This window comes from Microbacterium sp. UBA3486 (assembly GCF_002377845.1).
Taxonomy (GTDB): domain Bacteria; phylum Actinomycetota; class Actinomycetes; order Actinomycetales; family Microbacteriaceae; genus Microbacterium; species Microbacterium maritypicum_A.
On sequence record NZ_DFQP01000116.1, the window covers coordinates 1 to 16125 of the forward strand.

General features: G+C 66.1%; 13 protein-coding genes. 11 read left to right on the top strand and 2 right to left on the bottom strand.

Features of this window, described 5'->3' with window-relative positions; all coding sequences use genetic code 11:
* Nucleotides 1-236 precede the first annotated feature (236 nt).
* From B2869_RS18145 to B2869_RS18170, 6 genes are all read left to right on the top strand, one after another.
* Complete coding sequence (locus tag B2869_RS18145) at nt 237-1385, top strand: DUF4185 domain-containing protein (protein WP_292769612.1); 1149 nt, start codon at nt 237-239, stop codon at nt 1383-1385.
* Nucleotides 1386-1540: 155 nt separating this feature from the next.
* Nucleotides 1541-2908, top strand: a complete 1368-nt coding sequence (locus tag B2869_RS18150; protein WP_292769615.1) for an ABC transporter substrate-binding protein — start codon at nt 1541-1543, stop codon at nt 2906-2908.
* A gap of 72 nt (nt 2909-2980) precedes the next feature.
* Nucleotides 2981-3907, top strand: coding sequence for a carbohydrate ABC transporter permease (locus tag B2869_RS18155; RefSeq protein ID WP_292769617.1), 927 nt, complete (start codon nt 2981-2983; stop codon nt 3905-3907).
* Complete coding sequence (locus tag B2869_RS18160) at nt 3907-4800, top strand: carbohydrate ABC transporter permease (protein ID WP_292769620.1); 894 nt, start codon at nt 3907-3909, stop codon at nt 4798-4800. The genes B2869_RS18155 and B2869_RS18160 overlap by 1 nt, the downstream gene beginning before the upstream one ends.
* Before the next feature lie 57 nt (nt 4801-4857).
* Nucleotides 4858-5958, top strand: coding sequence for a DUF4185 domain-containing protein (locus B2869_RS18165; protein WP_292769623.1), 1101 nt, complete (start codon nt 4858-4860; stop codon nt 5956-5958).
* Between the two features lie 119 nt (nt 5959-6077).
* Complete coding sequence (locus B2869_RS18170; protein ID WP_292769626.1) at nt 6078-6518, top strand: DoxX family protein; 441 nt, start codon at nt 6078-6080, stop codon at nt 6516-6518.
* A 12-nt stretch (nt 6519-6530) separates the two neighbouring features.
* Here the strand turns inward: B2869_RS18170 and B2869_RS18175 are convergent, their stop codons facing one another.
* Complete coding sequence (locus B2869_RS18175) at nt 6531-7664, bottom strand: glycoside hydrolase family 172 protein (RefSeq protein WP_292769629.1); 1134 nt, start codon at nt 7662-7664, stop codon at nt 6531-6533.
* Nucleotides 7665-7765: 101 nt separating this feature from the next.
* On the opposite strand from B2869_RS18175, the gene B2869_RS18180 reads away from it, so the two are divergent.
* From B2869_RS18180 to B2869_RS18195, 4 genes are all read left to right on the top strand, one after another.
* The gene (locus B2869_RS18180; RefSeq protein ID WP_292769632.1) at nt 7766-8749 is read left to right on the top strand and encodes a LacI family DNA-binding transcriptional regulator; all 984 of its coding nucleotides are present in this window, start codon (nt 7766-7768) and stop codon (nt 8747-8749) included.
* A gap of 408 nt (nt 8750-9157) precedes the next feature.
* On the top strand, nt 9158-10651 hold the full coding sequence (locus B2869_RS18185; RefSeq protein WP_292769635.1) for an FGGY-family carbohydrate kinase: 1494 nt from the start codon (nt 9158-9160) through the stop codon (nt 10649-10651).
* Nucleotides 10648-13215: a GH116 family glycosyl-hydrolase gene (locus B2869_RS18190; RefSeq protein WP_292769638.1), complete on the top strand. Its 2568-nt coding sequence runs from the start codon at nt 10648-10650 to the stop codon at nt 13213-13215. Before B2869_RS18185 ends, B2869_RS18190 begins: the two co-directional genes overlap by 4 nt.
* Nucleotides 13212-14846: a fucose isomerase gene (locus B2869_RS18195; RefSeq protein ID WP_292769640.1), complete on the top strand. Its 1635-nt coding sequence runs from the start codon at nt 13212-13214 to the stop codon at nt 14844-14846. Before B2869_RS18190 ends, B2869_RS18195 begins: the two co-directional genes overlap by 4 nt.
* Before the next feature lie 14 nt (nt 14847-14860).
* Here B2869_RS18195 and B2869_RS18200 read toward each other — a convergent pair whose 3' ends face one another.
* Nucleotides 14861-15196 carry a hypothetical protein gene (locus B2869_RS18200; RefSeq protein WP_292769642.1) on the bottom strand — a complete coding sequence of 112 codons (336 nt, stop codon included), beginning with the start codon at nt 15194-15196 and terminating at the stop codon, nt 14861-14863.
* Here B2869_RS18200 and B2869_RS18205 point away from each other — a divergent pair.
* Nucleotides 15184-16110, top strand: coding sequence for an endo-beta-N-acetylglucosaminidase H (locus B2869_RS18205; protein WP_292769645.1), 927 nt, complete (start codon nt 15184-15186; stop codon nt 16108-16110). The two genes, B2869_RS18200 and B2869_RS18205, sit on opposite strands and share 13 nt — an antisense overlap.
* Nucleotides 16111-16125 lie beyond the last annotated feature (15 nt).

Sequence of the window (16125 nt, forward strand, 5' to 3'; positions counted from 1 at the left end):
CATGAAAGAGGCGTACCGCGTGCTCGACGTGGTCGACACGCACTGCCGCATGGCGATCGCCGAGCCGAGTGCCGCCGAGTGCACCGCCGTCGCCGAGGTGGTGGCCGCGCACCGGTGACACGGTCGGCTCGCCCGGGCGCCTGCGGCTGACGCGGGCGCCAGACGCGTCGATGGCACTAGCCGGTTGAAATCGATTTCGCTAGGGTCAAGGCATCATCCGCTGATCAAGGAGGATCATGTCGCGTGCTGCCATGCCACCTCGGCGCATCGCTGTCGCCGTATCCGTCATCCTGGGGCTCGCTCTCGTCGGGTGCGGGGGAGGAGGAGCCGTGAATATCGATCCCGATCCAGGCAAGCCGTTCCTGCTCGACGGGGTGTCGAACCTCACCGAGATCGCGCAGCTCACGGGGCCGGGCGCCATGAACGACACGGATTCGGTCTCGGTCGCGGGGACCGACCTCGGCTCGATGGTCAACGTCGGCGATAAGACCTTCTTCTTCTTCGGCGACACGTTCGGCGAACGCGAGCCCGGGTCGATCGGCGGTCAGGGTGGGTTCTGGCGCTCGAACGTGGCTGCGTGGACGACCGACGACGACCCGTCGGACGGCATCGAGTTCGAGGGGTGGGTGGAGGACGAGATCGGCCTCGCCGCGCCCCTCATCGAAGGTGCTCATGACGCGAACGGCGCCGGTGGCGAGGTCACGAAGATCCCGACCTACGGCTTCGCCGTCGGAGACGCGATCTACGTCTCGTACATGTCGGTGCGCTCCTGGGGCAATCCAGGAGCCTGGGATTCGAACTACTCCGCCCTTGTCGTCTCGCGGGATGACGGCGCGACATGGAGCCCGGTCGACGGCGTGGAGTGGTCGGGAGACTCGAACTTCGTGCAGTTCGCGACGGCCGAGGTGAGGGAGGGGGGCGAGGACTGGATCTACTTCTGGGCGATTCCGTCCGGACGATTCGGCAGTGTACAGCTGATGCGCGTGCCTGCCGCCGAGGACGCCGTCGAAGACCAGGCGGCGTACTCGTACTTCGTCGGTCTCGACGGGGATCGGCCGCGGTGGGGCAGCGATCCGGCTGACGCGCAGACGGTCGTGGATGGCACGATCGGCGAGCTCTCGGTCATGTGGTCGACGTATCTGGACCGTTGGATCATGACCTACTCGGATGCCGGTTCCGCATACGTCCGCGAAGGAGTCGCGCCATGGGGTCCGTGGGGTGATCCCATCGAGCTGGTTCCGCGCACGGATTATCCGGGGCTGTATTCGCCGTATGTGAATCCGCGTTACGTGAGCGATGACGGTCGTCGGATCTACTTCACGCTCTCCCTCTGGGGCCCGTACAACGTGTTCTGGTTCTCCGCCGATCTGGAGCAGGACGAGTGAGAGGCATGGAGGGGATCTCTTGCACATGAAATCGATTTCGCATACTCTGGCGCATACCCGATCACTGAGGATCCACGCGCATGACCGGGGCCCGCCGGCGTCGGCCGGAATCACAGCAGCGACTCGATGAGGAGTCCGTTCCTGAGGAGGAACCCATGAGAATCACCACTCGTACGCGCAGGGTCACGCTCGCCGCTCTCGGCGCGCTCGCCGTCGGCTCCCTGCTTGCCGCCTGTGGATCAGGTACGCCGGGAGAATCCGCCGGTGAAAGCGGCGGAGAGGACGGCGTCACCACGGTGCAGTTCTGGCACCGGACGTTCACTCCGGTGGAGAACGAGTGGTACGCCGACATCGTGAAGAAGTTCAACGCCTCGCAGGACAAGATCAAGGTGGTCGATACCGAGGTCCCCGCCGATGCCTGGGACCAGAAGATGAAGGCAGCCCAGGCCGCAGGCAAGGCTCCTGACGTCTATACGAGTTCCGCCAACCTCTACGACCTCGTGAACGCCGGATCGGTGCACGAACTCGATTCCATCGTCCCGAAGGATGCACTCGACGAGATCCTCGACAACGCGAAATCGATCTCCGAGATCGACGGCACGCACTATGCCTATCCGCTACTGCTCGAGCCTCAGACCGTGCTGTTCTGGAACAAGGACATGTTGGACGCCGCCGGAGTCGACTCAGGCAGTGCGCCTGCGACGTGGAACGATCTCCTCGCCGCCTGCGCGAAGATCCAGCCGACGCTCTCCGACGGGCAGTACTGCATCTCGCCGGCGCAGGATGCGGTCACGATGGCGTGGTCGACCGTGGGGCAGCAGTACAACTTCGCCGGACACCTGGCGCTCACCGACGACTGGACCGCCCCGGACATCGACAACGACGGATACCGCGCCCTGATGGAGCAGTACAAGGAGCTGTGGGACAAGGGGTACATGCCCAAGCAGCCGCTCGCGGCGTACGTCGCCGGTGAAGATTTCGGTCAGCAGAAGGTGGCCTTCAAGGTCTCCGGTTCCTGGATGATGTCCGAGATCGGGTCCGACTATTCCGATCTGCTGGCCAAGACCGGCGTCGGGGCCTTCCCGAGCTCGTCGGAGGCGGACGGCCGCACCGCTACCACGATGGGCAACTTCACCTGGGTGGTCGACGCGAAGAGCAAGGCTCCCGAAGCCGCCGGCGAATTCCTCGCCTGGGCGATCGGCGGCGAGCCGCAGAACCTCGTCCCGTTCTTCGTCGACACCCAGTTCACCAAGGTCCCGGTGCGTCAGTCGGTGCAGGACGCCGTCGCGGCGAGTGAAGAAGCCGCCGATGCTCCGTGGTCGAGCATCATCGTCGACGACATCGCACCGGACGCCATCGCCGGATCCACTTACCCCTGGGACGTCAACCTCGCCGTCGGTACCGCGATGGAGTCGGTGATGAAGGGCTCCGCCTCAGCGGATGACGCGATCAAGACCGCGAACGCAGCGATCCAGACCGTCATCGACCGCGACGGACTGTCCGACAAGGCACCGAAGAACTGACGTCGCTCACTGTTCGGGGGTCGGGATGCGGCCCCCGAACGGCGGTGGACACGAGATCACGACGAGGTGGATATGGCCGATCAGGCTGTGCAGGAACGCCGGGCGATCCGGCAGCGGCAGAATCGTTACCGCTATCGCGACAACAGGACCGCGTACTGGTTCCTGCTGCCGCTGGTAGTGCTGCTGGGGATCTTCGTGATCTGGCCGGCGATCTACGCCGGCTACCTTTCCTTCCAGGATTGGAGCTTCTACAAGGATCCGGAATTCGTCGGCATACGAAACTACGCCAACGTGCTGAAGGACCCCCTGTTCCTGGCGACGATCGGCCGTGGCTTCGCCTTCGTGCTCCTCACCGTGCCGATCATGCTCGTGCTGGCGTTCCTGTTCGCGAGCCTCGTCGTGACCGTCTCGAGACGGGCGGCCAGCCTCCTGAAGGTCAGCATCTACATCCCGACGATCATCTCCGCGGTGATCGCGTCGATCATCTTCGTGCTGATCTACAACTACTCCGGCGGGCTCCTGAACGCTTTCCTCGGCGTCTTCGGCATCGAGCCGATCGCCTGGATAGGCGACCCCAAGTGGGCGCTCCTCGCCATCGCCGTCCCCGCGATCTGGCTCGGGATGGGCCTGACCTCGCTGATCATGGTCGCTGCGATGGTCGACATCCCGGCGGAGTACTACGAGGCGGCGGCGATGGAGGGCGCCAACTGGGGTCAGAAGACGGCGTACATCACGATCCCGCAGATGAAGAACGTCGTGCTGTACCTGCTCATCACCGGTTTCGTCGCCGCGATCCAGCAGTTCGAACTTCCCCTCGTCATGACTCAGGGCGGTCCGCTGGACTCCACGACCCTGCCGAACCTGTTCATCTTCAACCATTTCCGCAACGACGTGAACGTCGGCTATTCGATCGCCGCCGCGCTGCTGCTGTTCGTGGTGCTGGGCACGATCTCTGCCCTCGTCTTCAAGTTCGTCAACTCCGAGAGGCTGGTGGACTGATGGCCGTCATGCAGGAGACCGCACGAATCGTCCTCGCCGGTAGCGAGCCGCACTCGGGCAGAACACCGCGCAGCGTCGGGGGCTGGCTCGTCGTCATCGGCAAGGTGATCCTGGGCGCGATGTTCGTCGTCGCCTCGCTGTTTCCGCTCGCCTGGATGGTGATCGCCGGATTCAAGTCGAAGACCGAGGTCGTGGAGACGCCGTTCCAGTTCTTCCCTGAAGTCTGGCTCTGGCAGAACTATGCGCAGATCCTGGCTGACCCGACCTTCCTGCGCACACTCGCGTGGACCTTCTTCGGTGCTGTGCTGTTCACCGTCGGCAGCCTCGCGGTGAACTCGCTCGCCGCCTATGCATTCGCACGACTGGACTTCCGGTTCAAGAAGACGATCTGGGCGATCGTGATCACGACGATGTTCATCCCGGGTATGACGATCCTGCTCACGAGCTTCATCGTGGTCACGCGCCTCTCCATGCTCGACACGCTGGCCGTGCTGGTGATCCCTGGGCTCGCGAGCGCCGGGATGGTGTTCTTCATCCGGCAGTTCTATCTGAACATCCCCAAGAGCTTGGAAGAGGCCGCGATGCTCGACGGGTGCGGGCGGTTCGGCATCTTCGTGCGCATCTTCCTGCCACTGTCGAAACCGCCGTTCGTCGTGATGGGGATCACCGCATTCCTTGCGTACTGGAATTCGTATGTCTGGCCGATCTTGACCATCACCTCGCCGGAGCGGTTCGTGCTGCAGCAGTATCTGGCGACGTTCCGTTCCGAGCGCAGCACTGAGCTTGGCCTCTTGATGGCCGGGTCCGTGCTCGCCGCAGCACCGGTGATCATCCTGTTCCTCATCTTCCAGCGTCAGATCATCGGCAACATCAAGATGGCAGGCCTGAAGTAGCACCACTCTGCAGCATCACCGGCGCCCGCCACCCGGCGGCAGCGAGAGGAGAGATCGATGGAGACCGAGCACACGCAGGAGCCACGGATCAGCCGTAGAGGTGTTCTGCAGGGAGCGGCGGTGGTGGGTGCGGCGTTCCTCGCTGCGACCGCCCGGCCCGCTCCTGCGTCCGCCGCCGGACTGTCCGTGACGAGGATCAAGGTTCTCGCCGGTACACAGAGCCCGGCGCAGTACGGCATCGGGGCCACGGATCTCGGGATCCCTGCTCGCACACCGGATGGTCGGATGCTCTTCATGTTCGGCGACACGTGGGCCGATGGCGTCGGCGGCGCGAACTGGCGCTCGCCCGTGGCCCTCTACTCCTCGACGACGAACCTCGCGGCCGGCGTCACGTTCAACGGGAGCGCCGGTGCCGGTGTGAACACGCAGGGGGTCGCGCCGCAGCTCTGGTACTACCCGCACGACGGGTACTTCACCACGGTCATCCCCTCCGATGTGATCACGATCGGATCGCGCATGTATCTGCACGCCATCGTGAACGGCCCGCAGTTCGGAGCCGTTCGCTGGACGGAGCTCTGGAAGTCTGACGACAACGGCGCGACCTGGCAGCACACCGGGCTGCAGTTCCCCTCCGATATGGCAGGCGGCAGGTTCCAGTGCATCACCTGGGGCGAGGGCAACGACGGCTACGTGTACATCTACGGCACGGGCTTCCAGCGCGACAAGGGCATCGTGCTCTACCGGGTGCCGTCGAACGACATGACGACACTGTCGGCGTACCAGCCGTGGGGCTTCGCGAACGGTTCATGGGGGTGGGGCAAGCCCGTCACCGAGGTGCTGGGCGGCAAGTTCGGCGAGATGTGCCTGCGTCCGCTGGGCGGTAAGTGGGTGCTCACCTGGTTCAACTCCGGCGCGTATCGGATCGACGCGATGGTCTTGAACACGCCGACCGACAACCTCTACACCGCGGCGAAGACCACTCTGCTGCACGGCACGGAGTGGAACACGGAAGACGCCTCGCACGTCGCGCAGCTCTACGGCGGCTACATCATCCCTGGATCGACGCTGTCCGACCTGCACCTCAGCGTGAGCCAGTGGAACACGAGCGACAACAGCGTGTATCACGCGGAGCAGTTCCGCGTGCAAGGGCTGGTGTAGGGCGCCGGTAGGGTGCGCGTCCAGCAGACCGAAAGCAACGCTTCCTAGTTTTAGGAGCAGGGAACGACCCTGGTCCGCGCCTGGCGCGCGGGTGTCCTGCCACGAAGGAAGAACTCCTCATGACGAACACCAAAGCCCCCTCTGCAGCCGCCTCGACGGGCCTGCTGGTCCTCCGCGTCGTGGTCGGCGCGATCTTCGCCGCGCACGGCGCGCAGAAGATCTTCGAGTTCACGCTCCCCGGAACCATCGGAAGCTTCGCCGGCATGGGGGTGCCGTTCGCCGAGATCGCCGCTCCCCTGGTCGCGTTCCTCGAACTCGTCGGTGGCATCCTGTTGATGCTCGGATTCCTCACACGCCCTGTGGGCATCCTGCTCGCGATCGACATGGCGGTGGCGCTCCTTCTCGTGCACCTCCCCGCCGGGCTCTGGGTCGGGGACGGGGGCTACGAGTTCGTCGCGGTTCTCGGCGTCGCCGCACTGGCGTTGGCGCTCACGGGAGCCGGCCGTTTCTCCATCGACGGTGCCGTGCTGCGCGGGCGTGCTCCTGCCTGGCTCGCCTGAGAGCCGCCGCGCTCAGTCCTGGGGCTCACGGGGCGGAGTGGCGCCGATGTCCGGCACCGGGGCAGCGCCGAGGTGCACCTCCAGGTCGTCGGCCGTCGGCGTCTTCGGGCGCCGCGCGGTCGGGCGGTCGAGGTAGAACAGTGCCGTGGAGGCGATGTCGTCGCGCAGCGGCAGGTACCGCCACCCGCTGCGCCACCCGAGTGCCTGAATGTCGACCTTCGGGATGCCGGTCGCGAAGTGGATCGGGTCGAGAAGGTGCCAGCGGTACATCCCGAAGCGTTGTTGCGAGACATACAGGCCGTCTGGTCGGATCACCTGAGGCATCCCGAGGTACGGGGTCGAGAACTCGGTGTAGCCCTGACCGGGGATGTCGAAGTTCCACGCGCCGCCGAAGTAGTCCTCGGTCCCTGTGCCGCAGATCGTCGGATAGTCGGTGTCGTCGTCGAGATAGAACTTGATCTCACCTTCGCCCCACCATCCGTTGGAGTTCACACCCCAGGCGATGTACGTACCGACGTACTGCCCCTGCCCCTCGATGCCTTCCAGGATCACGTGCGGGGTGAGATCGGCCAGAGGGTTGGACCGACGCCACTGTGCGTGGAAGTACGCATCGTTCGAGTGGTCGCCTCCGACCTCGTACGTCACCTGGTAGTAGACCCGCACGTCGACGACAGAGATGTTCTCGAGGGTCAATCTGGCGCCGTCCTTGAACGGCATCGGCCAATAGGAGTTGAATCCGCCGTGCGGGTTCGCGGCGATCGTCTGCGAGTTCACCTGCGCGAAGACTCCCCAGGCGTTGCAGAAGAAGTCGCCGTACGGCACCTCGACGGCGGGCTCGTCGGCGCCGTCCCAGTATGCGCGAAGCACGAGGGTGCGCCAGTTGTCGGTATGGGTCGTGATCCAGATGTGGGTGATCTTGCCCGCGCCGGCGATGCTCGCGAGCTCGAGCGTCTCGCCGGCTTTGATGTCCATGCTGGGCGAGATCTTCCAACCGGGGCCGAGGTCACGAGCGTTCGTCGCGCCCGTGCCCTCGGTCGCCCGGCCACCGCCCCCAGCGGATCCATCGAAGTTCTCGGGGGAGATCGATCGGGTCTGCACCGGACGCAACGCTGCGAGGGATGCCAGATCAGAGGGAGAGGAAGTCATGGCGTCAATGTAATCGATTTCACACCGGAACGCCAGAGAATGGAGGCGTCCGCGATACTGTTGCTTTCACGTTCGGTCGTCCGGACAGGCAGTGAGGATGCATGGCCACGATCTATGACGTCGCGGAACTCGCGGGCGTCTCTCCCGCGACCGTCTCGCGTGTGTTCAACGGAACGCGTGTGTCCGAGGAGAAGGTCGCCGCCGTGCGCGACGCCGCGGCGAAGCTGAGCTTCACGCCCAACCGCACGGCCCGCACGCTTCGGCGTCAGAGCTCCGAGGTCATCGCGCTCGTCATTCCCGACATCGAGAACCCCTACTTCACGGAGATGGCTCGAGGCGTCGAGGACGTCGCCTCCGAGGCCGGCTATTCGGTCGTGCTCTGCAACTCCGACGCGCAGCTGGAGAAGGAGGCGACCTACCTCCGCATCGCGATCTCCGAACACATGTCGGGGATCATCATCGCGACCGCTGACGAGCAGTCCGACCTCGACGACATCCTCGCGACCGGACGCCCGGTGGTCGCGGTCGACCGCAGCACCGCCTACGACATCGACGGCGTCGTGATGGCGAATCGCGCGGCAGGCACCTCGGCGACTCGGGATCTGATCAATGCGGGATACCGCCGCATCGCCTACATCGGGGGTCCTGAGCACATCGACACCGCGGCGGAGCGAGCTGCGGGGTGGCGTTCGGCGCTCGCGGCGGCGCAGCCCGAACTCGACCTCGACGAACTGACCCGATTCGCGACATTCCGCGTGGACGGTGGACGCGCGGCGATGGAGGAGCTCCTTGCGCTTCCCGAGCCGCCCGATGCCGTGGTCGCTGGGAACAACCTCATCGGTGTCGGCGCCATCCAGGTGCTCACCGAGCATGGGCTCACCCCGCCGCAGGTCGGCGTCGCGGTGATCGGGTCACTGCCTTTCACGACACTGTCGCCGACGGCCGTCACGGTCGTCCGGCTGCCGGCACGTCATATGGGGGTGACCGCCGCGCGGATGCTCCTCGAACGCATCAAGGGCGACCAGCAGCCCTCACGCACCGTGGTGCTGCGCAACGAGATCCAACCCGCCAGTCAACGGAGCTAGCGAGCGCCCCAGAAACGAGTCGCCAGGTTGGCGACTTCTTCGCCGAGCTCTTCGATTCGTCGACCGACAGAGCCGAGTCGCGCGTCGAAGATCGCCTCCAGTGCTCGAACCTGGTTTCCATCGCGCCGAATCGGGCGTCGATCTTCGTGTGCACCGCCACGAATCGATGTCCCAGCTCCCGGCGTCCAGGCCTGAGGTTCGTTCATCTGCATGGCTCGCAGCCTGCGAGGGAATCCCCAGGTTGTGACGGTATTCCCGCGTGGTGGAGTCTCAAACCCGTGAAGGGCGGAGAGTGGGCTTTCTCCACGGATCGTGCAGTAAAGGTCGGATCTTCTTGCGGCTTGAAATCGATTTCGCGTAAAGTATGCACAGGTTTCAGATTCTGTGCCCGGTTTCAAGGAGGACACCATGCGCTGCACCCTCGGGGTGGACATCGGCACTTCCAGCAGCAAAGGCGTGCTGGTGGGCATCGATGGCACGATCATCGCGTCGGCGAGCCGTGCGCACGAGGTTCGTCGTCCCCACGCCGGGTGGGTCGAGATGGACGGCGACGTGTGGTGGGACGAATTCGTCTCGATCGCAAGGGAACTGCTCGATGCGGCGTCTGATGTCGAGGTGGTCGGAGTCGGGGTAAGCGGGATGGGTCCCTGCATCCTCCTCGCCGACGAGGAAGACCGTCCGGTGCGCCCCGCCATCCTCTACGGCGTCGACACCCGCGCGACAGCCCAGATCGACCGGATGACGGCCGAACTCGGCATCGACGAGATCACTCGCATCGGCGGCTCAGCGCTCACGTCCCAGGCTGGTGGACCCAAGATCGTCTGGGTCGAAGACGAGGAGCCGGAGGCTCGGCGGAGGGCGCGACGCCTGTTCATGCCGGCGTCCTGGCTCGCAAGGAAGCTCACCGGCGCCTACGTGCTCGACCACCAATCCGCCAGCCAGGTCTCGCCGCTCTATGACATCGAGGCGGAGAGTTGGCTCGGGGAGTGGTGGGAGCAGTACGCGAGCGGCATCGAACAACCGGCACTGCTGTGGGCAGGCGACCTGGCGGGAGAAGTGACCGCAGGCGCGGCGTCGGCCACGGGGATCCCGGAGGGGACACCTGTGATCGCGGGCAGCATCGACGCCTGGACTGAGGCGGTCAGCGTGGGCGCACACGAAGTCGGGGACCTGATGCTCATGTACGGAACGACCATGTTCCTGGTCGCGACGGCGGAGGAGACGTTGCGCACCCCGTCGATGTGGACCACCGCGGGAGCCTTCCCCGGCACGCGAAACCTCGCCGGCGGGCTCTCCACGTCTGGAGCGCTCACCGCCTGGCTGAAGGATCTGACAGGAGCCGACTACCCCGTGCTCTTGGCAGAGGCGGAGCTCTCCCCGCCCGGTGCGAGGGGCCTGCTCATGCTGCCGTACTTCGCCGGGGAGCGTACCCCGATCCAGGACCCCGACGCTCGTGGAGTGATCGCCGGACTGACTCTCGGCCACACGCGCGCCGATCTGTATCGGGCAGCACTCGAGGCCACGGCGCTCGGGGTGCGACACAACGTGGAGACCATGCGTGCGGCGGGTGCCGACATCCGTCGGATCGTCGCCGTGGGCGGGGGAACTCAGGGGCGGCTCTGGTTGCAGGTGGTCTCCGATGTGACCGGGCTCGTGCAGGAGGTGCCGCAGACGACGATCGGCGCGAGCTACGGTGCGGCCTTTCTCGCGGCGACCGCGACCGCCGCATCCGACGAGACACCGGTCATCACCGACTGGAACCCCGTTGCGGAGACGATCCGACCGGATGAGGCGCTGCGCCGAGGCTACGACGAGCTGTTCGACAGATACGTGCGTCTGTACGAGGAGACGAAGGACGTCGTGCACGAGCTCGCGGATACGCAGCGCGGAGCATCCGCATGACCCCCGAACGGCGCGCTCGCGGCATCCCGCACACCTCTCAGGCGACGGCGTTCCCGCTGGGAGGCATCGGGACGGGCAACGTGTCGATCGGCGCCAGGGGAGAGCTCCGCGACTGGGAGCTCGAGAACCTTCCGGACAAGGGGCGCCGCAACCCGCACTCCTTCTTCGCGATTCATGCGGCTCCCGAGGGCGGGGACGCGGTCACGCGAGTGCTCGAAGCGCGGCTCAGTGGGCGTCACGATGCGGATGCGGGCTACGCGTTCGACCAGCTCGCGGGTCTTCCGCGACTCGATGCCGCGACCCTGCACGGCGAGTATCCGGTGGTCGATGTCGACTTCAGGGACGCCGTCCTGCCCGTCGACGTCTCGCTGCACGCCTTCACGCCCCTCGTGCCTCTCGACGCGGACGAGTCCGGCATCCCGGCAGCGCTCCTGCGCTACCGCGTGACCAACCCGGGAGAGGTCCCGGTGGCGGTCACGGTCGTGGGCAGCGTCTCGCACACGGCGGGGCGCGGTGCTCCCGGGCCGGATGCGCCTTGGGGGATGCGTGCGACGCAGACGGTGCGCTGGCGCGACGACGGCGAGGTGCGCGGACTCGACTTCGGGGTGGACCTGCCGGCAGACGACCCCGGCTACGGAACTCTCAGCCTCACCACGACGGATGCCGACACGACCGCCAAGCCGCAGTGGGTCACCAGCTACTGGCCCGACGGAGCACGGTTGTTCTGGAACGATCTGACAGACGACGGACTGCTCGCGGCCGAGCCGCGACTCACGCTGGAGGACCGGCCGCGAGGGCTCTTCGCGGAACTCGACGCCGATCCGGATGCCGCACCCCTCACCGAAGCGGAGATGCTGGCGAAGCTTCCCCGTCTGCGCACCGGGTCGCTCGGTATCGTGCACACCCTCGATCCCGGCGAGACTCGCGACTTCGAGTTCGTTCTGTCCTGGAGCTTCCCGAACCGCCGTCGAGGGTGGAACGGGCACATCGTGTTCGCCGACCCTCACCTCGACGAGATCGTGCGGAACCACTATGCGACGCTGTGGCCCGACGCCTGGGGTGCCGCTGCCCACGTCCACGAGCACCTCACAGAGCTCGAGGAGACGACGGACGCGTTCGTCGAGGCCCTGTACGGCGGGAGCCTCGATCCCGTGTTGATCGACGCGATCGGAGCGAACATCGCGGCCGCCCGCTCCACGACCGGCTTCGTGGTGGAATCGCCGAACCCTGAGTTGGGGGAGGGCCCGGTGTTCGCGGCATGGGAGGGTTCGTTCGATCACGGAGGCTCGTGCGAAGGGACCTGTACTCACGTGTGGTCGTACGCGCAGACCCTCGCGTGGCTCTTCCCCTCGCTCGAACGAAGTGCTCGACGGGTGGAGTACCTGCTCGAGACGGACGGGTCCGGGGCGCAGAAATTCCGCGGCAACCGCGTCTTCGGAGGCCCCTCCTGGTTCATGGGCCCGGCCGTCGATGGACAGCTCGGCACTCTGCTCCGCCTGCACCGTGAATGGCGTTTCAGCGGAGACGACGACTTCCTGCGCGAATTGTGGCCCGCAGCGGCCCGCACGCTGGACTACGCGATCAGGGTATGGGATCGCGACGGCGATGGACTCCTCGACGGCGAGATGCACAACACCTACGACATCGAGTTCCACGGGTCAGAGCCCCTCGCGAACGGTGTGTACCTCGCCGCGCTCCGGGCGGGCGCACGCATGGCCGCCCATCTGGGTGAGGACCGGCGTGCGGAGGCATGGTCGGCACGAGCGGATCATGTCGCCGCTGCGATGGATGAGACGCTGTGGAACGGCGAGTACTACCGCCAGGTGATCGGTGATGCCGATGCGCACAGGTACCAATACGGCGACGGCGTGCTGTCGGATCAGCTCCTCGGGCAGTTCCACGCATTCGTGAACGGCCTCGGGCACATCCTTCCCCCGGAACGAGTCGACTCGGCGCTCGCCGCGATCGTGGCGCACAACCACCGCGACGACCTGTCTGCGCACGAGAGCACGCAGCGCGTGTACGCGCTGAACGACGAAGGTGGACTCCTGCTGGCATCGTGGCCGCACGGTGGACGCCCGGCGATCCCCTTCGTCTACTCCGACGAGGTGTGGACGGGAGTCGAGCACCAGGTCGCGGCGTCGCTTCTCTATGCCGGCCGCGTCGATGGCGCGATCCTCGTCGAGCGTTCACTGCGTGGGCGGTACGACGGGCGTCACCGAAGTCCGTGGAACGAGATCGAATGCGGCAACCACTACGCACGATCACTCGCGTCGTGGGCACTTCTGCTCGGTGCGAGCGGGGTGCAGTGGGATGCCCCGAGCGGCGAGCTGTCCTTCGCGCCGGCGACCGGCGGTGACTTCCGCAGCCTGTTCACCACGGGAGCCGGCTGGGGGCGTGTCGAGATCGACGCTCATGCCGTGGTCATCCATCTCGACGGCGGCACCCTCGATGTCGCCGACCTGCGGCTGCGCGGCCAGACCGTCGGCCGCGACATCCGACTTCGAGCGGGGGAGACACATCGTTCCCCGCTCACCCCGACCCCAACCCCGGAGGCATCATGACCACCTACACCCTGCCGACGCCGGCGACCCGTCCGGCCACCGCGCCGAAGACGGCATACATCATCACGTCCGGAGACCTGCGCGAGTCGGCGAACGTCGCCGGCTGGCCGACGCAGGTCGAGCTGGAGAGCGGCGTGACCGGTGTGCTGAACGCGCTCGGCTGGGAAGTCATCCGCCCGTTCGGCGTCGACCCCGAGACCGGCCATGGCTTCATCTCGAGCCAGCGGATGGGACTCGAGGTGTTCAAGAGCATTCCCGTCGATGCTCCCCTCGTCGTCGCCATCGCCAACTGGCAGTACTCCCACCACGTGCTCGCCGGTCTGCGGTCGCATGAGGGGCCGATCCTCACCGTCGCGAACTTCGCGGGGGACTGGCCCGGACTCGTCGGGCTGCTCGGGCTGAACGCGGGTCTGACCAAGATGGACAAGCCCTATGCGACGACGTGGTCGGTCGACTTCACCGATCAGTGGTTCACCGACGGCATCAGGGAATGGACCGAGACCGGTGCCATCGCCCACGATGCCTCGCACGTGCGCGCACTGCCCGCACTGCCGGAGAGCCCCGAGAAGCAGCTGGGTGAGGCGCTCGCGGCCGAGCTGCGCGCCGAGAAGGCGATCATCGGCGTCTTCGACGAAGGATGCATGGGCATGTACAACGCGATCTTCGACGACGAGCTGCTCAACGGGACCGGCATCTACAAGGAGCGGCTGTCGCAGTCGGCGCTGTACGCCGAGATGCTGAACGTCACCGAGGACGAGGCGGATGCCGCCTACGACTGGCTGATCGATGCGGGCATGACGTTCCGCTACGGCGAGGACGCCGTCACCGAGCTCACGCGCGAACAGGTGCAGTGGCAGCTGAAGATGTACATCGCCGCGCTCCGCATCGCCGACGACTTCGGACTCGATGCGGTCGGCATCCAGTACCAGCAGGGGCTCAAGGACCTGGTGCCGGCGTCGGACCTGGCCGAGGGCATCCTGAACTCGACCGAGCGGCCGCCCGTCACCTCGCGCGACGGCTCACGAGTGCTGCACGAGGGGCGCGCGTTCCCGCACTTCAACGAGGCCGACGAGGGGGTCGCGGTCGACGCGCTCGTGACCGACCGGGTGTGGCGCGCGATGGGGCTCGTGCCCGACAACACCCTGCACGACGTGCGCTGGGGTGAGGACTACGACGGGCAGTTCGTCTGGGTCTACGAGATCTCCGGCTCGGTGCCCGCCTCGCACCTGGGCGGGTGGCAGAACGCCGAGGGCTGGCGCCAGGGCCACGTGTTCTTCCCGGCCGGCGGTGCGACCATCAACGGCGTCTCGAAGCCGGGTGAGATCGTGTTGTCGCGGGTGTTCATCGCCGAGGGGATCCTGCAGGCCGACATCTTCCGCGCCTCGGTCGTCGAGCTTCCTGCCGAGGAGACGCAGCGGCGCAAGGACGCCACCAACCCGGAATGGCCGATCGCGCACGTGGTGCTGCACGGCATCTCGCGTGACCAGTTCATGGCCCGCCACAAGGCCAACCATGCCCAGCTGGTCTACGCCCCGGATGCCGAGACGGCCGACAAGGCCTTGATCGCGAAGGCCGCGATGTTCGCCGGTATGGGCATCAAGGTGAACCTGGTGGGAGATGTGACGGTCTGATCGGCTCGTGAGAGCTACTGCGATCGCCAGAAACGCGTCGCGAGATTCGTCAGCTCCGTGCCGAGGTCGTCGACCGTCGATTCGATGCGTCCGAGTCGACCGTCGACGCCGTCGATGCGCGCCGAGAGGAGCGGCCAGGTTGTCACGGTATTCCGGTGTCCGTGGGTGACGTACCCAGTCGTTGTGGGGAGGTCGCCGTCTGCGGTCCCGGTGCGGGAGGAGAGGAACCACCTGCCGATCGACTTCTTCACCTCCGTCCACTTAAGCGATATAGTCGGCCGCAGGTCGCACCGATGCGGCCGGATCTCGATATCGATGAAGAAGGAGACGATCTGCCATGACTCAGTCACACGTCAAGATTCACCGGTTCCGAAAGGGGCTCGCGGCGCTCGCCGGGGTGGCGCTCGCCACGGTCGGAGCCGTCGCCGCCTCGCCGGCTGTCGCCGAGAGCCCCGCGACCGATCCGAAGGTAGTGGCGTACGTCGAGGTGAACTCGAACGATTTAGCGAACGTGGCCGACTACACGCTGGCGGATTCGGGCAAGCCCGCCGTCGACATGGCGATCATCTTCGCCGCCAACATCAACTACGACGGCGAGAAGGCCTACCTGCACTTCAACGACCGCGTCACCGCGACGCTCGACGATGCCGAGAACCAGATCCGCCCTGTGCAGGCGCGCGGCACCAAGGTGCTGCTCTCCGTGCTCGGCAACCATCAGGGGGCGGGATTCGCGAACTTCACCTCGTACGAAGAAGCCGATGCCTTCGCCGCCCAACTCGCCGACGCGGTGACGACCTACGGGCTCGACGGCATCGACTTCGATGACGAGTACGCGCAGTACGGAGTCGACGGCACGCCGCAGCCCAACGCGCAGTCGTTCGGATGGCTGGCGACGGCTCTCCGCGATCGCCTGGGCCCCGACAAGATCATCAGCCTGTACGCGATCGGCGAGACGTACACCGTGACCGACTTCAGTCAGTTCGACGTCGCGGGCGTGATCGACTACGCCTGGAACCCGTACTACCCCACGTACGACGCGCCGACTATCCCGGGCTTCGGGGACAAGACCCGCCTCGGGGCTGCGGCGATCGACCTCGCGAACGTGAGCTCGTCGACGGCCACGGACTTCGCCGAGCGCACGGTGGCCGACGGGTACGGCGTGTACGTCGCGTACAACCTCACCGCGACGGACCAGTCCGCGCTGCTTTCCGGGATCACGCAGCAGCTCAAGGGAGAGGCGACGCAGTACACGGCTGCGCCGTGATCCGGCCACGTGCCG